Origin of the sequence: Cohnella sp. 56 (assembly GCF_037963805.1) — a bacterium.
Taxonomy (GTDB): domain Bacteria; phylum Bacillota; class Bacilli; order Paenibacillales; family Paenibacillaceae; genus Cohnella.
In genome coordinates this window covers 129,051-150,284 of sequence record NZ_JAZDQE010000012.1, presented here as the reverse complement: position 1 = coordinate 150,284, position 21,234 = coordinate 129,051, and the positions used below count along the sequence as shown (strand labels likewise).

Genomic DNA, 21,234 nt, shown 5'->3' with positions numbered 1-21,234 from the left:
TCAGCTCCTCAAGCTATGCGCCCGCTGCGGCCGGGCTTCCCATGCCGCAAAGGAATGAAGGAGCCGCCGCCTGATAGCCAGCTCAAGCTCGTTTAATGTGCCGAGCTTGGCCGAGAATGCCGGCAAATCAAATGTCCGGTTCAGCATGCTCGACCGCGCGACCGTCAGCAAGAGACTCTCCCAGCCCTTAAGCAGAGCGGCCGTCTCGGATGCCACCGTCTGCATCGGCTCCCCGCTGCTCTCCGCGAAGTAGCGGCACACAATATGGTAGCCTTCGAACCGCTTGGCGATCACGCCTGTCTGTTGAATGGAGTCGAACAGCGTGCTTGAGGCTTGTCCGCCGCTCTGTCCGACCGCTTGGTATACGAACCGCTCGATATCTGCGATCAGCGGATTGGGGGTCAGATGAATGTCTCTGCGAAAAAGCTCGGCCGCTGCAGCCGTATCGACATCGTGAATGGAACCGGTATCGAACCAGATGCCGTTCACCAGCCCGTCGCGCAGCGTCCGGGAGTCGACGGGGCCCGCCCAGGAAAAATAAGGATCGGTCAAATGCCAGGAGCCGTCTGGCAGCACCTCGAAAATGACCAGATGAGGAACGTGCTTGGAGCGATACTGCTGCGAGTGGGGGAAATAAAACAGATCGACAGACAGGACAAACGCTCCGTCCCCGGGAGCTTCGTTCAGAGCTGCCAAAAACTTGTCGAACCGCTCTTCTTTCCCGCCTTTATAAATACTCCAATACACAATGGAAACGTTATAAAGCCGCTGGACCCGCTCATACCAGCCCTTCGGGTCGAGTCGTCGGCTGAAATAGTAGATGCCGGTCTCGTCTATATCGTAGCCGCTCTCCCAGACCCCGCTGTAAAGCGGCCGGCTGTCGCAGCCCTTCCGCTCGAGCAGGTAGGCAAAGCAATCCAGCATACACTGCGTCTGATCGCCCTGTCTCATAGCGCGACGCCCAGTTTCCGGACGATGTGCTGCGCCATGATCGCCACCGTCTCGAAGTTTTCGAGCAGCATCTCATCGTCGTCGAATACGATATCGTATCTCAATTCAATCTGTACGACGAGATTGATCAATTGAACGGAGTCGACGCCCGCATCCTGAATCGGCGCGGAGTCGGCCAGCTCATGCTCCAGGCTGTCATTTTTGGAGACGGCCGCGATGCTTTTGCGCAGAAATATTTTGATATCATCAATGGGTGCCGTTGACATGTCAGGTCCTCCCCGAGACGTTGGTTGCAGTTGCAGCAAAGAAGGACTGAATCTCCGAGCCGATGAAGGCGACGTCCGCTTCGGTCAACCCCGCATGTATCGGAAGCGACAGAATCTCGCCTGCCAAGCGCTCCGCGCGCGGGAACGAACCGGGGCCGTAGCCCAAATCGGCGTACGCCGGCAGGAGATGGACCGGAACCGGGTACTGCACCGCGGTCAGCACGCCTTTCTTTTGCAGATGCTTCTTGAGCTCGTCGCGTCGGCCGCCGGCTATCCTGACGACATACAGGTGGAAGACGTGGCTGCAGTCGTCCAATGCGACTGGAGCGGGCAGTACAAGACCATCGATGCCCTCCAGCCGCTGCCGGTACCAGCCGGCCGCTTCGCGGCGGTGCTTGTTCCACGCCTGCAGGCGGTCAAGCTTCAACTGAAGCGCGCTGGCCTGAATCGGGTCCAGACGGCTGTTGTAGCCGGGAATATCGTGCCGGTAGCGAAGCTCGCCGCCGTGGTTGCGCAACTGCCGCAGCCTCGCGAGCAGCTCCGGCGACGAGCTTACGATGGCGCCGCCGTCGCCCAGCGCACCGAGATTTTTGTCCGGGTAAAAGCTGTAGCAGCCCATGATGCCGAAGCTTCCGGCGGCAAGCCCCCCAACGGAAGCGCCTGCAGCCTGGGCGCAGTCCTCGACGATGGCAATGCCCGTCTCCTCGGACCACACCTGCCACTCGCCCAGATCGATCATCTGCCCGTACAGATGGACGGGAATGACGGCTCTGGTCCGGCTCGTGACGGCAGCCCGCACGCTGTCCAGCTCCATCACATAGCTCTCGCCGCAGTCCACCAGCACCGGTACCGCTCCTGTATGGTAGATGGCGCCCACGGTTGCCACGAAAGTGTTGGCAGCGGTGATGACCTCGTCGCCCGGCCCGACGCCGAGCGCCTTCAAGGCCAGAAACAGGGCGTCCGTGCCGTTGCCGACGCCGACCGCTTCCGTCACGCCGACGTACGCGGCGAACGAGGCTTCAAACTTCGATACCGCTGCTCCCCCGACGAACACGCCCTGCTGTCCGATCTTTTCAACCGACTTCAGCCATTCCTCCCGGATGACGTCATATTCATACTGTGGCGCCGAAAACAAGATTCCCATCGGTCTGCTCCTTGGTTTGCTGCGCCGCAGCGCGGATTTGATCCAGCAAGTGCATCGCTGCTATCGCTTCGTCGAGCGTCACCTCAAGCGGACCGCCGCTGCGGACCGCGTCGATGAACGAAGTATAGATTGGCCCGGGGCCGCTCTTCTCGTACATCCCCATCTCCAAAACCCGGGGCTGCTTGCCCTGCTCGAACAAATACGCCTCGTTCGCCGACACCACCTGAAGCGTGGCCCGATCGCCGCCGACAATCCACAGCGGGGACGGGACGGCGGATGCAAAGTTGATGTCCATCGACAGCAGCACATGCCGGTCGGTCGCCATCGTCGCGTGTACAAAATCGTCCACCTCGCCGTCCTGCGTCCATACGCTTCGCATGACGGCCCGGACATCGCCCCGGGCGCCCAAGTCAAGCTGCAGCAACTGGTCGGCCAGATGCACGCCCCAGTCCAGCAGCGCTCCGCCGCCGTACCGCCTCTCATTGCGCCACGCCTGATGGAACGACTTCACGCCGAACGAGGCGCCCGAGCCGAACATATGATGGCGCCGCTCCACGAATAGCGGAGCCCCCAGCAGCTCCTCCTGCAGCACCCGCTTCACGAGGCGGAAGTCGCTGTCGAAGCGGCGGTTGTGAAACACGGTTACGACGCTGTCCTCGCGCGCGGCGGCTTCCTTGATGCGGACCGCCTCTCCGGCCGTAATCGTCACGGGCTTCTCGATCAGCACATGCTTGCCGGCGTGCACGGCAAGCTCCGCCAGCTCCAGATGACTGTTCGGAGGCGTCGCGATCAGGAGGGCATCGATCGGAGAATCAAGCAAGGCGTCCAGCCGATCGAAGACCTCGAAGCCGCGCCTGGCGGCAAGCGCCCGCCGCTGAGGGGTCACGTCGAATATACCGCCAATCTCAATACCGGCCAATTGCTTCAGCAGCGGCAGATGCACCAGTTCGACAATGCGTCCGAATCCTGCGATGCCCAGCCTGACGACGTCCGTCATTCCTGAACCGTTGCCTTCCGCAGCGACTCGATCAGGTCGATCGCGGAGCCGAGCGTCAGGAAATGATCCGGGTCTACCCCTTCGTCCGGAAGATTCACCCGGAAGACTTCTTCGATATAGACCATCAACTGAAGCACCATGATCGAGTCGATGCCAAAATCCTCGTACAGGCGCATCGATTCGTCCAGAACATCAGGCACCTCCAATTCCAGACTTTCCTCCAGTATCGTGCGCAGCTCCTGCATTACAGCTTGGCGTTCTTCCATCTGTCATCTCTCCAATTCCTGCAAGTATTTGCGGCTGATCTTGCCCGCGGGCGTACGGGGGATCTCCTCCGCCATATCGATCACGCCCGGCACTTTGTAGGCCGGAAGGTGCCGAATGCACCAGGCCCGGATCTCCTTCGCCCCCAGCGACGGCTCTGCAACCACGATGGCGCGGACGGCCTCGCCCCACACCTTGTGCCCGGTGCGGAGGACGACCGCCTCGCTGACGCCCGGCATCCGCAGGATCACGGACTCGACTTCGGAGGGCACAACCTTCAGTCCCGATACGTTGATCAGCTCGTCCAGCCGGCCGATCACATGAAGCCTGCCGTCCTGCGGACGGATGAAGCCCAGATCTCTCGTCCGGATCGTCTGCTCGCCGATGACCGCGACAATCTCGCCGCTGCCCGGCGCGGCCGGGCTCGTCTCGTCCGGCACGATCGATAATGCGATATGTCCGAGCGGCCGGCCGACATCCGTCGCCGCTGCCGGCTGTCGCGCGACAGAGAGGCAGCCGGCCTCCGTGCAGCCGTACTGCTGCCACACCTCGTCGCCGCGCAGCTTCATCCGCGCGAGCAGCGGATCGGTTGGCGGCGATCCCGAGACGACCATCCGGTGGAAGCGGTCTTCGCGTCGCGCCATCGCATCCATGACGCTGAAGAGAAAAGGTACCGCGTATACCAACGAACGCGGTCTGCTGCGGATTGCCTGAAGCGCATACTTCGGATTTTGGTCCTGAACGACGAGCGGCTCCTCGCCGCGCGCCATCGATGCGAGCGTGCCGCAGATCAGACCGAACGAATGGGACACCGGCACGAGAACGACCGGCTCGCAGGACGCTTCCCCCGCGAACAAACGGTTGTAGTGCTCGATCTCCGTCTCCACCTGCCGCCAACTGCGCGCGATCAGCGCGGGTTCACGCGAAGTGCCGGAGCTGTACTGCAAAATCGAAGGCTCGTAGTTCGCTCCGCCCTGCAAAGGAATGGCGTTGTCCCAGCCGCCATAAATCAAGCAGGCGCAGTCTGCCTTCCGGGCTGCGGCTTCGGCCGCCCCGCCGGGCGTGGAGGCATGCAGCAGGAGCACCGATCCTCCCTGCTGGCGTATATACAGCACGATCGCTATCAGATCGAACGCCTGCCTGACGCACACTGCGAATCGCTTTCCCTCCGGAGAGCGCAAAGCCTCCAGACGCCCCAGCCCCGCGTATCTGACCTTGAGATCGTGACCTGTGAATCGGTCGTTATTCACGGCCAGCATGTCAACACCTCTTAACAATTAATAATTTGAATAGTATATTATCAAGTGACTGTATACCGCATGCTTATTGTACTGCACCTCATTTTGGGCCTATATAATCTATTTTTCAGAACATGCCGGATAGTTCAGGATTTATGAATCAGCTCTCGCAGCGGAGGTGTACGACTTGCTTCAGACGTTCCAGAAAGCGCTTCCCGTCATATTTGTCAATTTTGAAGAGCTCCCGGCATTTTTGGAGGAAAGAAACGGTTTCCGGCTGGTCTGGGCACCGGAGGAGACCGGTGTATCCCGCTTCATGTTCGTGCCGCCGCGTACGAGGATAGACCTAGGCGCCGGGAAATTCGTTTCCGTAATTTTTGAATCGCCGCTGCTCGCCGCATCCGAGAGCGTACGGGCGTTGACTTCGCCGTTGACGGTCGACGCTTCCCCCTATGCGCAAAGTTTGTTCGCGCTCATCGGCTCGCTTCGGCGCGATGCGTTCTCCGACCTGTACCAGGCGCGGATCGCCGTCATGATCGCCGGACTGCTGCCGGAGCTGATCGAGCAGCTTAAGTCCGCTCCCCCGGCTGCGGACAGTCCGGCTCCGCAGCCTGCCAAATCCGGGAGGCCCATCGTTCTGATCAATGCCCGTCCCGTCATATACGCCGTGCGGTTTATGAAGCGGAATATGGGCAATCCCCAGTTATCCCTGAACGATATTGCACATACAATCGGCTACCATCCCAACTACTTCTGCCAAGAATTCAGCCGTATTTTCTCGCAATCCCCCATTCGCTTCCTGAACGAGCTTCGGCTTGACCGCACCCTCCGCCTGCTTGAGCATACCGATCATACACTAAAGGAAATATGCAGGGGGGTCGGCGTAGCCGACTCCAGTCGCTTGTGCAGCATGGTCAAGACAGCGACCGGCATGACGCCGATGGCATTCAGACGTTCCTGCCGCCATGGCGGCGTTTCCGGCGAAGGAGAGGCATCATGGCAAAAATTTTATTCATAAACGGCCCCGCGAGCGGCCATGTCAATCCTACGCTCGGGCTCGTAGAGGATCTGGCGGCCGCAGGCGAAGAGATCGTATATTTATGCAGCGAGCAGTTCCGAGGCCAGGTCGAGCGGCCGGGAGTCGACTTTATCGCATACGACAATTTTCTCGACTCCGGGGACCCGTTCCAGACCAAGCACTTCATATCCGTCGTCATCAAGATTTTGTCCGCTTACGATACGATCCTCCCTGCGGTCCGCGAGGCCGCGTCCGGCCATACGTTCGATTATCTCATCCACGATTCGATGTACGGCTGCGGACGTGTCGTGGCGGACATGCTCGGCATTCCCCATATCGCGACCTGCACCTCGCTGATCGGGGTCGAGCGCACCGCGGAGACCGGCAGGGACGCTGCGGAAATGAAAAAAAATTCGCAGCTTCTCCGCACATTCACCGTCCTCGCCGCCCAAATTCGCAAAAAATACGGAATTCGGCGGAATCTGGCGCTCCAGGATATTTTTTTTAACGAAGGGCTGATGAATCTCGTATTCACCTCGGCTCTGTTCCAACCGGACAGCAACAAGCTCGGCAGCCACTTTCACTTCGTCGGTCCCGGTCTGTCGGGGCGCCGTCCGCAAGGCGTCTTGCCGCCGGCCGGCGACGACAACGGCCGCCGGCTCATCTATATCTCGATGGGTACCGTGTTCAACCGCGTGCATGAAATATACGACCTCATGTTCGAGGCGCTCGCCTCGTTCGATGGAGACGTATGGATGGCGATCGGCAATCGGATATCCGTCGCAGAGTTGGGCCGCGTGCCGTCGAACTTCACGGTCGCCCCCTCCATGCCTCAGCTGGATGTGCTGGCACGCGCCGATCTGTTCATCACGCACGGGGGGATGAACAGTGTGAACGAGGCGCTCTACTACAATGTGCCGCTCATCGTGATCCCGCTGGCCGCCGACCAGCCGTTGAATGCGGACAGGGTTCAGACGCTGGGCGCCGGCATCCGGCTCGAGCGGGACACGCTCACATCCGGCGCTATCCGCGAGTCGGTCAACCGCATGCTCGCATCCGAACACTACCGGGTTCGGAGCGCAGTTGTCGGCGAGAGCCTCCGCACTGCCGGCGGCCGCCAGCAGGCGATGTCCTGTATCCGGGCATTCAAAAAGCAGCATCGGCTTGACTGACCGGCAGATTGTACGCAGCGGTAAAGCGACAGAACCCCGTCCCGCACGCTACGGTGCGGAACGGGGTTCTGTCTTGCCCTCCCGGGCCAGTCTCATCTGCCTGCGGAGTCGGCGCGGGCACGAGCTATTCCCGTGCTCGCCGATCCATATACGCCTGAAGCTGCTTCGTGATCTCCGCCTTGATCGTGCGGATATCTTGCTGCAGCTTGACATCTTCGCTGCGGCTGTCCAGCAGCTTCGTATAGGCCGCGGCCGGATCGGGCACTATGCCCAGCTCGAATGCGGTCGCCTCGTTGCGGATCGCCGTGAACGCCGGATTGGCCAGCTCGTCCTTCACGGGCTTCTGATCGAATACAAAGCCCGCGAAGGGCGATTTGTAATACGATTTCTCGTCGGCCTGATAGCGGAAGTAGTCGGCCAGCTCGTCCGGGATGTCGGCGGGCAGTCGGATAAACTTCGGGTTCCAGGTCATCAGGTAGCCCGGGAACACGTAGTTGTCGGACGGATCGACGCCATCCGGCAGACGGTATTCATCGCTGCCGACAGGCTCCCAATGAACGCCGGGAATGCCGTATTCGAACAAGTCGTGATGGTCGCGGCTCGCGAACAGCCAGTCCAGGAAGGCAACCGCCGCCTCCTTGTGGGCGGAAGCCTGCGGAATGCACAGAAAATTCCATACGCGCGCATTCGAGTTGAGCAGGCTGTTCGGCTGCACTTTGTCGCGAACCTGCTGCTGAACGAGAAAAATGCCCAGCTCCGAACCCGGCACGTCCGCCTGGAGCCGGGAGCTGATGAGCTGCAAATTGGCCAGTCCTTCGATCATGGCCGCGGACTTGCCCGAGGTGAACCATTCCCGCGCATACTTGCGGGAGAGCGGGTCCTTTTCGATAAAACCCTTGTCGTGCCATTCGCGCAGCGCGACATACGACGCATAACTGATGCGGTTGAACGGCTGCGGAAAATCGCGGAGACCGTCCTCGGGGTCGCCGTCCAGCGAGACGGCCTTGACCCGGCCGTCCCGAATGTAGACGGAAGCTCTGACGGCAGCGGCCAGATCGAGCTCCCAGATCCCGACGGCCTTTCTGTCGGGAAACACGTTGTTGCCCACGATCAATTCGATGGCGCTGTAGCTTCCGTCGTTTTTCATGACGAAGGGAACGAGGTCCTTGTCCTCCTCCAGCACGCGGTCGAAAAAAGTCAGCAGCTCCGGATAGGTGCCGATCTCGGGCAAACCGTACTTGGCGGCCAGATCCTTGCGGTAATACACCGCGTTGAGATCGCTCCAGTATTGGCCGAGCGGCACGCCGTACGTATGGAGACTGCCGTCCGGTCCGGCAAACCGGTTGCTGTCCAAATAGACGCTGCCGAACGCTTGCTTGAGGCCGGGGTAGCGGTCGTTGTTGAAGTAAGGATCGAGGTTCTCGTAGCTGCCTTCCGCGACAAAGGCGCTCATGTTCATCCACGGCGCATCGAAGGCGATATCGACCGGCCCGCCCGCCGCGAGCTTCAGCTTGAGATTGTTGATGTAGTCTGCCTGCGGCGTGAACGTGACGTTGAGCTTCAGGCGAAGCGTATCCATCGTCTGCCGCTCGAATTCGGCGACGACGTCGTCGAAGTGCCTGGGCTTGTCTCCCCAGAGCATAATATTGAGCGTGACGGGTTCGGGGGCGGACGGCTTGTCCGCCCCCGCGCCGCTTCGAGCACCCTCATTGCAGGCTGCGAGCGCAGTCATACACATCCATGCAGTCAGGAGCAGCATAGCGCGGCGGGCTGCGCTGTTGTTCATCTGGAGGACCCCACTTTTCGCTAATCTTCCTCCAGTATAGCACGGAGCGGTTTGTACGTTCCTTACTGTATGAGACGGTTCAGCGCCCGGAGTCCGCGAACTCGCGCGGGTGGCGCTTCATCAGCTCGGGAACGGCATGACCTCTGCCGGTTGCTTGCAGCCGCTCGACATATCGAGGCAACTCGCCCTTGGCATGCGTCGGGCCGCCTTCCTTGATGACGGTCCAGAGCGGGTCGACATCATGCTGCATCGACGCCATCATACTGTCGTGCCATTCATAGAGAAGATAGACGGCTTCCTTGCACATATCCGGGCGCTCCTGCGCCAGATTGCGCTGCTCGTACGGATCGTCCTTCAGATTGAACAGCATCTCCCTGTCGAACAGATGATAGCCGTCGTGATACGTGCGAATGTACAGCCAGTCTCCGAAGCGCACGCTCCGCTGGCACACATGGGCGCATTGGGAGACGACCAGATATTCGCGTCCGTCAGCCTCTTCGCTGCGCAGCACGTCCGCATAGCTGGCCCCGTCCCACGACGCGGCGTGCTCCAGATTCAGCATATCCGCCAGCGTGGGCAGCAGGTCCAGATGATAATGCAGCCCCTCATGCACGCTTCCCTTCGTTAGGCCGGGCCAACGTATGATCATCGGGATGCGGCAGGTTCCCTGATCCGCGGTCGCATGTTCCCCGTAGATGCCGAGCTCGCCCTGGTTTTCGCCATGGTCCGCGGTGATGATGACGATCAGATCGTCCATCAGCCCTTTTTGCTCCAGCAGCGCGAAGATGGCGCCGATGTGGTCGTCCATATGCCGGACGCCGCAGTCATAGCCGTCAATCATGCGCCGCAGCTCGTCCCGATTGCGGATCTCGCCCGGATGGCGGGGATATTCGGGCGATGTGCGATTGTCGTACATGCCGATCTCGCTGGCGCTATGCGGTCCTACCTTCCGGGTATGCGCGGCCAATACGTCGTCCGTGATCCATGCGGGGAGCGGGTCGCCCGCGAACGGATTGCCGAGCGATTCGGGCGCGCGGTACGGCGTATGCGGGTCCCAGAAATTCACGTACAGCATCCAGTCGTCCTGATCGCCGTTGCGCTCGATCCAGTCGAGCACGACCGGCGACACTTCCTCGGCGGATTCCATCCCTCCCTTGCCCGTGTTGTACATTTCGTTAAAGCCCGCATAAAAGTTCCACGACGAATGACGCTCGCCGAACGGGCTTATGAGCGCCGTCTTCATGCCGGAGCGTCTGAACAAGGCGGGCATGCTGTCCGTGACGAGCCTGTCTCTGAAGCCGCGGCCGATGCCCTCGGAGCGGATGTCCGCAGCCGTGCCGGAATGGCCCACGACGCCGTTGTGGATGCCGAACTGTCCCGTCATCAGCGCCGTACGCGATGGGAGACAAGGCGCATCGGATGTATAATAGTTGGTGAAGCGCACGCCCTCCGCCGCGATGCGGTCGATGTTGGGCGACGTATCCCGGCCGTAGCCGTAGCAGCCCAGATGGTCCGGGCGCATCGAATCCAGGTCCAGCAGCAATACTCTCATGTTTTCGCTCCCTTTTCGGCAGTCGCTTACTTCACAGAGAGTATAGGCCAATCCCTTGTCACCGTACATGTACATATGCGCACCGGCATGTATATTTCCATAATCATCTGCTCGAAGGGAAGGTCGCGGATGTTAAATCTGTTAAGTGTAAACTGGGATAATCATATCCCGAATTGGCGAACGGCGATGGAGGAAGTGCCCTTCCATATTCTCGTGCTGGTCATCGAGGGCTGCGTTCATTATACGGTTGACGGGACGGACTATGTCGGGGAGGAAGGACATTTTTTGTTTATCCCGCAAGGCAGCTCGAGGAGCGGGCAAAATGCAAGGACGGGGACGCACCGTAAATATACGATTTTGTTTCGAACCGATCCGCAGCTAACGTCCGGCATACCTTTCCTGGACGAACGGCGCTTTATCAAGTTTAAAATTTCGAACTTTCAGTATATCGCCGGCCGGTGCGGCAAACTGTTCGAAGCGACGAGAGGCGGCAATCGCTATCGTTCCATCATATGTACGGGCATCATGCAGGAGCTGCTCGGGATGCTGGCCGAGGAACTGGAAAAACCCGAGCTGACGCCGATGAAGCTGCTATTCGCCCGGACGATTCACGACTATCTGCTGAGCCATTACCGGGAGCCGCTCCAGATCGCGCAGATCGCCGATCTCATCAACCGCACCCCCGGCTATGCAACGCATCTGTTCAAGGAAGCGTACGGCTTGACGCCAATCAAGTACATGCACGACCTGCGCATGGCCGAAGCCCGCAAGCTGCTGCTGCAGTCGGATATGACCGTCGCCGACATCGCGTTCTATCTGGGATACTACGATTCCTCGTACTTTTTTAAGATGTTCAAAAAAGCGGTCGGCATGTCGCCTACCGCCTTTAGCTGCGCAGAACAGTCCCTCTAGCCTGCATTATCCGTTCTTATAGTTGGCGGCGTCGCGCGCTGCTGCGACTGCGTTCTACCGTCAGCCTCCCAGCGCGCAGAAACGCAGCGAACGCACTTTGGCCGCTCCCTTGGCCGCATAAATCGTCAGTCCGACGCTCTCTGGATCGGGATAGATCAGATCGGTCAGCGCCGCCTCGCCGTCTCCCCCGAACGCCTCGACGGAACACCGGTCGACGAGGACGCGAATCCGCACCGTCCCGTCCGCCTCCGGCCTGAGAAGGGCGCCGTGGCGAACGGGGAAGGCCTCGCTGAAGCCCGCTTCGCCGGAACGCGTGCGGTCGACGAACAGCTGCGATTCGGCGGGAATATAGCCGATCACCGTCTCCTCGGCACCGTCGCCCGACCGGCGGACGCGGAAGCCGAATTCGCCGGCGCCCAGCGGCTCGAACACCGCTTCGATCTCGTATGCGTCGCCGGTTAGTTGTTCTTCGGACCACATGGCCGAATCCAGCACAATGCCGCCGCGTATCGACGCCTCGCCCCGCAGCGCCGCAAGCTCCGCGACGGGCTGCTGACAGAGCCGGACGCCATCCGGCTTATCCTTGAGCGTGAGCGTGCGCGGGATCGTCATCGCCCCTCGCCAGCCCTCGGTCGGCGTGGCGTTCGCATATTTCCAGTTGCTCATCCAGCCGATCAGAATCCGGCGGCCGTCCGCCTCCGGCACATCGGACCACGTGACGCCGGCGTAATTGTCCCGGCCTTCGTCCAGCCACAGGAGCTCCTCGCCTTCGCCGGCAAAGGAAGTGCCGTCGAACGTACCCAGGAAGTACTGCGTCTTGGAGCCCTCGGGCCGGCCGTCCCCGATGCTGACGAGCAGCACCCACTTGAACCGGTCCGCCGCGCCCTCCTCGCCTTCGACGGGCATCCTGAACAGATCCGGGCATTCCCATACCCCTTCGTGGCAGCCCGCGTCATGTCCGAACGCGCTGGCGTAGGTCCAGGACAACAGATCCGGCGACGTATAAAAACGAATATGGTCCCCCGCCGCAATCACCATCACCCAGCGGCCGTCCGGCTCGTGCCAGAACACCTTCGGGTCGCGAAAATCGGCGATGCCGGGGTCGGCGAGCACCGGATTGCCCGCATACATCGTCCATGAGCGGCCCTTGTCCATGCTGTAGGCGACGCTCTGACGCTGGCGCGGACGCTCCGCCTCCCCGCCGTCGGCCGTCGCTTCGAGGTACGTATCGGCATGGGTGAAGATCGCCACGAGCCCCGCGCCGCCGCCGAACAAGCCGGATGTATCGCGACGGTCCACGACCGCGCAGCCCGAGAAAATCATGCCGTTCGCGTCGGGCGCGAGCGCCACAGGCTGATGCTCCCAGCGGATGAGGTCGCGGCTGATCGCATGTCCCCAGTGCATCGGTCCCCACACGCTGTCTTGCGGATGATGCTGGTAGAACAGATGGTATTCTCCTTCAAAATAAACGAGGCCGTTCGGATCGTTCATCCATTGGGCCGGCGGCGTAAAATGAAAATGCGGTCTGTACTTGTCGTTCAAAGCATCGTCCTCCGAATGGTTCAGCAAGTCTTCGATCTCTTGAAGCGCAGGCATCGCGGGAATCCCGCCCCGGCGCGTCGTCGCGAGCGCGCCCATCGCGTTCGCGAAGCGGCCGATGCCCGCCAGGTCCTGGTCGTCGAGCGACTCGATCTGCGCCGCGCCGTCCAACAATCGATCCAGCAGCCCCGCCATGCACGCGTCGCCGGCGCCGGTCGTGTCGATCGCATTCACGCGGAAGCCCGGGACGCGGGCGGATGCGCCGCGCGTGCACAGCAGGCAGCCTCGTTCGCCGAGCGTGACGAGGATCAGACGGATGGCCGCATAGTCGGACAGCAGCCGCTCGGCCCCTGCCCGCACGTCGTCCGTCCCCGCCGCGAAGCGCAGCTCCTCCTCGGACAGCTTGACGATGTCCGCCACTTGCAGACCCTTGCGGATCGCCGCTCCCGCCTCGTCCGGCGAATGCCACAGCGATATCCGCAGATTGGGATCGAATGAGATGAGCGCTCCCGTCTGCTGGGCCTGCCGCACGGCAGCCAGCGTCACCCCGGCGGATGCGTCATGCGTCATCGACAGCGTGCCGAAGTGGAAGATCCGGCAGCCTGCAGCGAGCTCCCGCTCCGCACCTTCCCCCGACACCAGCGTGTCGGCGCCTCTGACGAACCGAAACGTCCGATCGCCTTGATCGTTTAAATGAACAAAGGCCATCGTCGTATGAACGCCTTCCATTAAAGCAAGCCCGGAACGGCCGACACCGGCCCGATCCAGCACGGATACGAGAAAATGTCCCAAAGGATCGTCTCCCGCCGCACCGATGAAGGAGGTCCGCCGCCCCATTTTGGCCAAGCCGCACAGGACGTTGGCTGGCGCCCCGCCGGGATTTTGCTCAAAGAGCGGCTGCTCCTGCTCCGAGCGGCCCGCCGGCGTGAAGTCGATCAATATCTCGCCGAGCGCGATTACGTCCAGCATGCCTCCACCACCCTATCTTTTTCTCTCGTTATGAATACGCGCCGCCCAGCCGCCATACGGTCAATCTGTCGACGACCGCGCCGTCCTCCGCATATAGAAGCAGTCGGTCCGCATCCGTCCGCGAAGGATACGTGCGGGTCGTGACGCTCTGGCGCCCGTTGAAGTACGCTTCGATCAGCGAACGATCGAGCAGCACGCGAAGCCGGAGCGGCTCTTCGCCGAGCGCGAGCGGTCCCGACTGGATACCGCGCGTCCGCTCATCAGGGTCGAGCGTGGACCGGGTGCGGTCCGCGCCGATCTCCCCGCTGTCGCGGTCGCAATAGAGCAGCGTCTCCTCCGCGCCGTCGGGCGAGCGGCGGACGGCGAGCGCAGAGCGGCCCGCGGCCCGCAGCGTCAGCTCGATCTCCAGCATGTCGCCGCGAATATTCGCGAGCAGCCGGTTCGCTTCGGCGGCCGTCGTCTGCCGAATATCGAGCAGCGTCTCCTCGCGCAGCAGGGCCGTCTCCTCGATCGGCTCCACGCCAAGCGTGCCGTCGTCCAGCAGCGACAGCGACACCGGCATGCCCGCGCCATGCGACCAGCCGCAGTCATAATCGATCTCGGGCGAGCGCTCGCCCTGCGCGATCGTGAACAGCAGCGAGCGGCCGGTGCGCGGATCGACCATCCCGCTCGGGCCGGTGAAGTGAAAGTCCCCGTAGTCGATCAGCCGCGGCTCCTCGTGATCCGGTTCGAACCGGATACGCTCCGCGTCGTAGCGCCCGATCCAATAGTAAATGTCCGACCGCGCTCCCGGTCCCCAAGGGCTGACGATGAACACATGCTTGCCGGTCTCCTCGCCGTCCCGGCGCAGCGGCAGCAGCACCGGCAGCTCCCAGGCCGTCCCGAGAAACGGATACTTCTGCGGATCGCTCTCGAAAAAAGGCCCCCGCGGCGTCCAGTTTTCCAGATCGTCGGATACGTAGGCGAGCGCCGTGCCGCCGCGCGCCTCGAGGCCGGCTCCGACGAGCATGACCCACCGGCCAGCCTCCTGCCAGACGTACGGGTCCCTGAACTCGTCCAGCGGCATCCCGTCGACTGCTTCGACGGCATCGCCGCGATCCAGGGCGAGCACGGGCGCCGGGCGCTTGGTCCATCGCACCAGATCCGGGTCGCCCTCCCCGGGGTGGCTGCGCGCCAGGCCGATCTGCTGGTTGGGACGATGCGCATTGTTGCCGGCAGTGTAGAACAGTACCGGCTTGCCCGCCGCGTCGAAGGTCGCGCTGCCCGACCATACGCCGTCCGGGTCGATGTCCGGCTCGGGCCGGAGCGCCGGCGGCAGGTCGCGCCAATGCACGAGGTCCTCGCTGACCGCATGTCCCCAGTGCAAGTAGTGGAAGAACGGCCCCTTCGGATTGTATTGATAGAAAAGATGATAGCGGCCTTCATAATAAAAGGGCGCATGCGGCTCGTTCATCCAATGGCCGGGTGTCGTCACATGATATTGCGGACGGTGCCGATCGCGGGCGAACATCCCCCGCGGCAGCATAAAATCTTCCGGCGACAGCGCCGGGACCGCTCCGCCGCAGCGCGCCAGCCCTTCGCGGTACAGGGCGCGTACCTCCTCGGCGGACAATGCGCGGTCCAGCAGCGACAGCTCGTCCATCCGTCCGTCGAAGTGGTTCATGACGAACGCTTCGGCCAGCATGGCCCCTTGATTGTTGCGGCCGATCATCAGGTCTGCCGCGCTCTGCGACAGCACGGAGCCGGCCGGCACGTCCCGCTCTCCCGCAGGCTCGCCGTTCAGGTACAGTCTCATGCGCCCGGCTTCGCCGTCGAACGTGGCGGCCAGATGCGACCAAACCTGCAGCGGCACGCCCGACGCGGCGTCCGACCATAGCTCGGTCCAGACGCCCCCGAGCCCAAGCTGGAGCGTCCAGGCGCCGTGCCGCCCGATGCCGAGCAGATAGCCCTCGGCCCGCTCGCGATCATGCCGATTGACGATTGTGGAGGGCCGGCCTTCGGCGCACAGATCGTACAGGCCGGGCGCGACCCACACCGCGATCGTCAGGCCGCCGTGCGGCTGCCGAAGCTTCGCGGCCGGTCTCCGGATGTATGTGGAGTAGCCGTCGAACACAAGCGCTTGTCCGCCGATGCCGGGCTTGCGCCGTGGCGCCTGCGCGGGCTGATACCGGCCCTTCGACAGCGCGAATTCGATCGTGTCCCGCTCGCCCGACACAAGCTCGCGCGTCAGATTTCCCTCCGTCTCGTCGAACGTCCACGCAGCGATCATGTCCGCCGCCTGTAAAGTTGAAGATGTTGTCATCTCGCCTATGCTCCCTTGCCCCGATCCCCGATACGGCCCAAGCCGGAGCGGCGGCTTGCGGCCGTTCCGGCTTGGCGCCTTCGCTTGGATCGAGCCTTATTTTTGCGCGGCTACATAGCGGTCATAGCCGTCCTGATACACCTTCAGCAAATCTTCGAGCCCCATCTTTTTGAGCTTGGACACATAGTCGTCCCAATCGCCGTCCGTGACGCCGTTCAGCAGGAACTTGGCGCGCATCGAGTTGGTGTAGGTTTGCAGCTCGGGCTTGATGCTGTCGATCGTGGCCAGCTCCGCGTCCGTGAAGAAGATGTTCGGGTACTTTTCCTTCTGCATTTGCGGCACGAAAATATTTTTGATGTCGTCCATGCGCTGCTGGGCGCGCGCCTCCGGCGCGACAACCGTCTTGAAGTCGTCGCCCGTGATGACGCCGGCGCCGCCGAGCGCGACCTTCTGGCGGAATTCGCCGGGGTTGGCGAGATCGGTCTTCTGCACGAGCTTGCCGCTCGCGTCTTTGTCGAACCAGACGCCTTCGGGTCCCCAGCGGACTTCGGCGGCCGTATGCGGCTCATACAGATTGTCGAGCCACTGCGCGGTAATCTCCGGATGCTTGTTGTCCTTGGTGATGACCGCGCCGCCGCGTCCGAGCGCGGACCCGCTGTTCCACTTGACGATCATGTCCTTGAACGGCGGGACGATCGGATAGTGCGCGTCGCGGTCGGCGACGACGTCGGTGTGATCCCACCACAGGAACGAGCCCATAATCTCGGGTTCGTTTTTGCCTTTGGCGAAGTACTGGGTGACGTCCTGCGTGAGCGACTCCTTGTCGATCAGCCCTTCCTTGACCCACCCGTGGAAATAAGCGAGCGCTTGCTTGTAGCCGTCCTGCACGGCCGCGTACGATACCTTGCCGCCGTCGACGTTCAGATGCTCGGCGAAGGCGTTGCTCCCCGGCTGGTACGTCTTGTCCGGTACGCCGAACGCGCCGAACAGGTAGCCGATATCGCCCGTCCAGAAGGCGTTCATGAACGAGAGCGGGATTTCGTCCGCCTTTTTGTTGCCGTTCGGGTCCTGCGTCTTGAACGCCTGCAGCACCTTGTGGTACTCCTCCAGCGTCGTCGGCATCTGCAGGTTCAGCTTGGTCAGCCAATCCTGGTTGATGTACAGAAAGTCCGGGTTCGCGCCGATCTCCTCTTGTCCGGAGCCCAGCTCCTCGCCGACCGGCAGCGAATAAATATTGCCGTCCGGCGCGGTGACCAGCGCCTTGATGTCGGGGCGCTTATCGAAGAGCGCTTTCAGGTTCGGCATATATTTGTCGATGTAGTCGTTGAGGGGCAGAATCGTGCCGTCCTTGCCGTACTTGATCAGATCGGAGTCGGAGAAGCCCGAGTTCAAGAAGAAGTCCGGCAGGCTGCCGCTCGTGATGAGCAGGTTTTTCTTCTCCTGATAATCGGTGTCCACAATCGTATCCCATTCAATATGCACGTTCGTCGCCGTCTCGAGCTTCTTGGCCATCTCCATCTCGTTGAAGTCGCTCGGCGCGAGCGCCGGCCGCTGTGTGACGGCTTTGAGCGTCACCCGCTCCTGCAGCGGGAAAGCCTGCGCGCCGCCGGACGCCGATCCGGTCGCCGCGGAGCTTGAGTCCGCGCCATTGTTGTCGCCGGAGCAGCCGCTCAGCCACAAGGCCGAAGTCAGTGCGAAGGTCGTTAATACGGCTGTGCTTTTTTTCATTTTCGTATAACCCTCCCATGGATATATTCCCTTTTCATATGTGATGCCGGAACTGCGACCTGCCGGATATGCGTCCCTCACCTCCTTAAATGGTCGTATCGCAACCTCACCCCTTGACGGAACCGACCATGACGCCCTTGACGAAGTACCGCTGCAGGAACGGGTACAGCACGAGCAGCGGCAGCGCGGCGACGATGATGACGCCGAACTTGATCAGCTCGGTCACGCGCTGCTTGGCCAGCAGCGTATCGACGTCGTTCACCAGATTGCCCGACGGCTGGCTCTGAATCAGGATGTTGCGGAGCACGAGCTGCAGCGGGAACTTGTGCCCGTCGCTCAGATAGATCAGCGCATCGAAAAATCCGTTCCACTGCCGCACGACCGCGAACAGTACGAGCACGGCGATGATCGGCTTGGATACCGGCAGCACGATACTCGTCAAGTACCGCATATTGCGGGCACCGTCGATCGCGGCGGCCTCGCGCAGCTCGTCGGGCAGCTCCTGGAAAAAGGTTTTGGCGATAATGATCAAAAAGGCGTCCACGGCCGACGGCAAAATAACCGCCCACATCGAGTCGATCAGATGGATGTCCTTCATCATCAGATAGGTGGGGATGATGCCGCCGTTGAAAAACAGCGTGACCAGAAAAAAGGCCATAAAACCGCTGCGTCCGAAAAAGTCCTTCCGCGACAGCGGATAAGCCGCCATAATGACGAGCGCCGTGCTGATGAACGCGCTGATCGCGGCGTACACAATCGAATTGCGGTAGCCGAGCCAGATCGCCGGGTCGCGGAAAATGCGGCGGTAGCCGTCGAACGTGATATCGCGCGGCCAGAACCAGACATCTCCCGAAAATATCCGGTCCGGGCTGCTGATCGAAGCGATGACGACGAAGTAGAGCGGGTACAAAATCATCAGCGTGAAGCCGCCGAGGAAAATATAATTGATCAGATCGAACCAAACGTCGGATTTCGTTCTTCGATTGAGCATAGAGGCCTCCTTTGCTAGAACAACCCGTTCCCGCTTATTTTTTTGGCAGATTTGTTCACGATGTAGAGCAGGATCAGATTGATCGCGGCGTTGAACAGTCCGATGGCGGCCGAGAAGCTGTACTGCGCGCGCTGAATGCCGATCTTGTAAACATAGGTCGGAATGATCTCGGAGACGTCCACGTTCAGATCCTTCTGCAGCAGGAACGCCTTCTCGAAGCCGACGTTCATCAGGTTGCCGACAGCCAGAATGAACAGCACGACGATCGTCGGCGCGATGCCCGGCAGATCGATATGCCGGATACGCTTCCATTTGCTGGCGCCGTCCACGACGGCCGCTTCGTGCAGATGCGGATCGATGCCCGCGAGCGCGGCCAGATAGACGATCGAAGCGAAGCCGGTCTCCTGCCAGACCGAGGAGAAGATGTACATCGGCCTGAACCAGGCGGACTCGCCGGCGAACAGGATCGGCTCCCCGCCGAACATCTTGATGACGTTGTTCACGAGCCCGCTCGAGGGAGAGAGAAAGACGTAGAGCATGCCGACGAGCACGATCGTCGAGATGAAGTAAGGCGCGTAGATTGTCGTCTGGATAAACCGCTTCAGCCGCTGCTGCCGGAGCTGATTGAGCATGAGCGCCACGATGATCGGGATCGGAAATGCGATGGCGAGATTCAAGCCGCTCAGATACACCGTGTTGCGGATAATCTGCCAGAAGTTGTAGGCGTCGAAAAAGCGCTGAAAGTGGTCGAAGCCGACCCATGGACTGCCCCAGATCCCCTTGGACGCGGAAAAATCCTTGAAGGCGATCTGCACGCCGTACATCGGCCAGTACTTAAAAACGACAAAATACGCGACCGGAAACAAAATCAGCAAATACAGCTCGTAGTTCGTTCTGACGCTTTTCAAGCGGCGGCTGCCATTGGCGGATACTTGCTCCTGTTTGTTTCTGAACATTTTTGTTTAACCTCCCGCCATTTTCTGTATAAACGTTTACGTAAACGTTTTTATGAAACTGTAAAAAAGGGAGAACTCCCCTTTAACAAGAATCTCTGACGACCAGCTCTGCCGGCAGGCGGTAGGCCTGCGGCTCCTCGTCCTTGTCGAAGCCCTCTTCGATCCGTCTTAGCATCACCTCGGCCGCCCGCTCGCCCAGTTCGAAGCTGGGCTGTCGGATGACCGTCAGCGGCGGCGTCGTAATCTTGGTCCAATCGTAATCGTCGTACCCGATGACGGCCAGATCCTGCGGAATTCGGATACGCCGCTCCTGAAGATAACTCATGGCGCCCATCGTGAGCACATTGTTCGCCACGAACAGCGCGGTCATATCGGGCGTCTCCAGCAATTCCTGCACAGCTTGATGACCGTTCTCGAAGCTCGCGTTCGTCTCCCGGACAAGCGCCGGGTCGAACGGAATGCCCCGCTCCTCGAGCGCCTTCTTGTAGCCCTCGAGCCGTTCCATGCTCGTCGTAATACCGAGCGATCCGGTCAGGAAGCCGACACGCTTGTGGCCTTTGTCGAGCAGCAGGCGCAAAGCCTGCAAGGTGGCGCCGAAGCCGTCGGACAAAATATAATCGCCCTTGTAGCCATCGGGCTGACGGTCGATGAAGACGACGGGATATTTGCGTCCCACGATCTCATTGAGATGACCCACATCCTCGGCAATCGAGGCAATGATCAAGCCGTCGATCTGCTTGGCGTTGAACAATTTGATCTGCTCGATCTCTTCTTCGAGCTCCTCGGTCGAGTTGTTGCTGAGCAGCATATGGTAGCCGTGACGCTTCAGCGTCTTCTGAATGCCTTGGGCGATCGTCATAAAAAAGAAGTTCGAGGTGTCCGACGGCAGCATCGGCACGATCAGGCCGATCGTATTGGAGCGCTGGCTCCGCAGGCTCTGCGCGACGGCGTTCGGCCGGAAGTCAAGCTGCTCCATAGCGCGGAACACCTTTTCCTTGGTCTCCAGCGACACGAATCGCGTATTGTTAATGACGTGCGACACGGTAGCGGTCGACACCTCGGCCAGCTTCGCCACTTGCTTGATTCCTGCCCGCATGTCTTTCACTCCCAGAAAATCGTTTACGTAATCGTTTTTCTAATGCGTTTTCATTATAGTTGGAGAGTGGGAACGGTGTCAACCGTTCTGGTGTGATTCTGTCGTTGTAGGCCAAAAAAAAAGAATATGCCAGTTCTCCCGGAGCTTTTTGCTCGCAGCAGAACTGGCTTTCCCGAACTGCGCCTTATTTGAGGCAGTACAAGCGAATACCTGCGGATATACATCTTTTTCCTTTCCATCGCATGTGTTGCCCGATAAAAGATGCGAATCTGCAGGCTTTAGCCTCTATTCTTTTGAGAATTCGGACTTTGCGGCTAAATAACTGCTAATTTGCAGGCTTTTGCGCTTGGGCT

The 21,234-nt window shown here is 60.8% G+C and carries 17 protein-coding genes; 3 read left to right on the top strand and 14 right to left on the bottom strand.

Annotated elements, in window-relative coordinates:
- From VQ071_RS20200 to VQ071_RS20175, 6 genes are read right to left on the bottom strand one after another with little or no spacing between them, the layout of a single operon-like run.
- Nucleotides 1-951 (bottom strand): DUF6005 family protein, encoded by a 951-nt coding sequence (locus VQ071_RS20200; protein WP_340515993.1) that lies wholly within the window; start codon nucleotides 949-951, stop codon nucleotides 1-3.
- Nucleotides 948-1,217: an acyl carrier protein gene (locus VQ071_RS20195; protein WP_340515992.1), complete on the bottom strand. Its 270-nt coding sequence runs from the start codon at nucleotides 1,215-1,217 to the stop codon at nucleotides 948-950. Before VQ071_RS20195 ends, VQ071_RS20200 begins: the two co-directional genes overlap by 4 nt.
- Before the next feature lies 1 nt (nucleotide 1,218).
- Entirely contained in the window at nucleotides 1,219-2,361 is a 1,143-nt protein-coding gene (locus VQ071_RS20190) for a DegT/DnrJ/EryC1/StrS family aminotransferase (RefSeq protein ID WP_340515991.1), read from the bottom strand.
- Nucleotides 2,330-3,358 carry a Gfo/Idh/MocA family protein gene (locus VQ071_RS20185; RefSeq protein ID WP_340515990.1) on the bottom strand — a complete coding sequence of 343 codons (1,029 nt, stop codon included), beginning with the start codon at nucleotides 3,356-3,358 and terminating at the stop codon, nucleotides 2,330-2,332. Before VQ071_RS20185 ends, VQ071_RS20190 begins: the two co-directional genes overlap by 32 nt.
- Nucleotides 3,355-3,624, bottom strand: coding sequence for a phosphopantetheine-binding protein (locus VQ071_RS20180; RefSeq protein WP_340515988.1), 270 nt, complete (start codon nucleotides 3,622-3,624; stop codon nucleotides 3,355-3,357). Before VQ071_RS20180 ends, VQ071_RS20185 begins: the two co-directional genes overlap by 4 nt.
- A 3-nt stretch (nucleotides 3,625-3,627) precedes the next feature.
- Nucleotides 3,628-4,881: an AMP-binding protein gene (locus VQ071_RS20175; protein ID WP_340515986.1), complete on the bottom strand. Its 1,254-nt coding sequence runs from the start codon at nucleotides 4,879-4,881 to the stop codon at nucleotides 3,628-3,630.
- 232 nt (nucleotides 4,882-5,113) lie between these two features.
- On the opposite strand from VQ071_RS20175, the gene VQ071_RS20170 reads away from it, so the two are divergent.
- Together VQ071_RS20170 and VQ071_RS20165 are read left to right on the top strand one after the other, a co-directional pair.
- The gene (locus tag VQ071_RS20170) at nucleotides 5,114-5,878 is read left to right on the top strand and encodes a helix-turn-helix domain-containing protein (protein WP_340515985.1); all 765 of its coding nucleotides are present in this window, start codon (nucleotides 5,114-5,116) and stop codon (nucleotides 5,876-5,878) included.
- Complete coding sequence (locus VQ071_RS20165) at nucleotides 5,857-7,050, top strand: macrolide family glycosyltransferase (protein WP_340515983.1); 1,194 nt, start codon at nucleotides 5,857-5,859, stop codon at nucleotides 7,048-7,050. Before VQ071_RS20170 ends, VQ071_RS20165 begins: the two co-directional genes overlap by 22 nt.
- Before the next feature lie 124 nt (nucleotides 7,051-7,174).
- Here VQ071_RS20165 and VQ071_RS20160 read toward each other — a convergent pair whose 3' ends face one another.
- On the bottom strand, nucleotides 7,175-8,836 hold the full coding sequence (locus VQ071_RS20160) for an extracellular solute-binding protein (protein WP_340515982.1): 1,662 nt from the start codon (nucleotides 8,834-8,836) through the stop codon (nucleotides 7,175-7,177).
- 79 nt (nucleotides 8,837-8,915) lie between these two features.
- On the bottom strand, nucleotides 8,916-10,388 hold the full coding sequence (locus tag VQ071_RS20155; protein ID WP_340515981.1) for a sulfatase family protein: 1,473 nt from the start codon (nucleotides 10,386-10,388) through the stop codon (nucleotides 8,916-8,918).
- 129 nt (nucleotides 10,389-10,517) lie between these two features.
- On the opposite strand from VQ071_RS20155, the gene VQ071_RS20150 reads away from it, so the two are divergent.
- Nucleotides 10,518-11,300 carry a helix-turn-helix domain-containing protein gene (locus VQ071_RS20150; RefSeq protein WP_340515980.1) on the top strand — a complete coding sequence of 261 codons (783 nt, stop codon included), beginning with the start codon at nucleotides 10,518-10,520 and terminating at the stop codon, nucleotides 11,298-11,300.
- Nucleotides 11,301-11,360: 60 nt separating this feature from the next.
- Here the strand turns inward: VQ071_RS20150 and VQ071_RS20145 are convergent, their stop codons facing one another.
- From VQ071_RS20145 to VQ071_RS20120, 6 genes are all read right to left on the bottom strand, one after another.
- Nucleotides 11,361-13,808, bottom strand: coding sequence for a PfkB family carbohydrate kinase (locus tag VQ071_RS20145; RefSeq protein ID WP_340515979.1), 2,448 nt, complete (start codon nucleotides 13,806-13,808; stop codon nucleotides 11,361-11,363).
- Nucleotides 13,809-13,836: 28 nt separating this feature from the next.
- Complete coding sequence (locus tag VQ071_RS20140; RefSeq protein ID WP_340515978.1) at nucleotides 13,837-16,110, bottom strand: GH32 C-terminal domain-containing protein; 2,274 nt, start codon at nucleotides 16,108-16,110, stop codon at nucleotides 13,837-13,839.
- A 96-nt stretch (nucleotides 16,111-16,206) separates the two neighbouring features.
- Nucleotides 16,207-17,838, bottom strand: coding sequence for an extracellular solute-binding protein (locus VQ071_RS20135; RefSeq protein ID WP_340515976.1), 1,632 nt, complete (start codon nucleotides 17,836-17,838; stop codon nucleotides 16,207-16,209).
- 106 nt (nucleotides 17,839-17,944) lie between these two features.
- Nucleotides 17,945-18,829, bottom strand: coding sequence for a carbohydrate ABC transporter permease (locus tag VQ071_RS20130; RefSeq protein ID WP_340515975.1), 885 nt, complete (start codon nucleotides 18,827-18,829; stop codon nucleotides 17,945-17,947).
- 14 nt (nucleotides 18,830-18,843) lie between these two features.
- The gene (locus VQ071_RS20125; RefSeq protein WP_340515974.1) at nucleotides 18,844-19,785 is read right to left on the bottom strand and encodes an ABC transporter permease; all 942 of its coding nucleotides are present in this window, start codon (nucleotides 19,783-19,785) and stop codon (nucleotides 18,844-18,846) included.
- Between the two features lie 82 nt (nucleotides 19,786-19,867).
- Complete coding sequence (locus VQ071_RS20120; protein ID WP_340515973.1) at nucleotides 19,868-20,881, bottom strand: LacI family DNA-binding transcriptional regulator; 1,014 nt, start codon at nucleotides 20,879-20,881, stop codon at nucleotides 19,868-19,870.
- Nucleotides 20,882-21,234 lie beyond the last annotated feature (353 nt).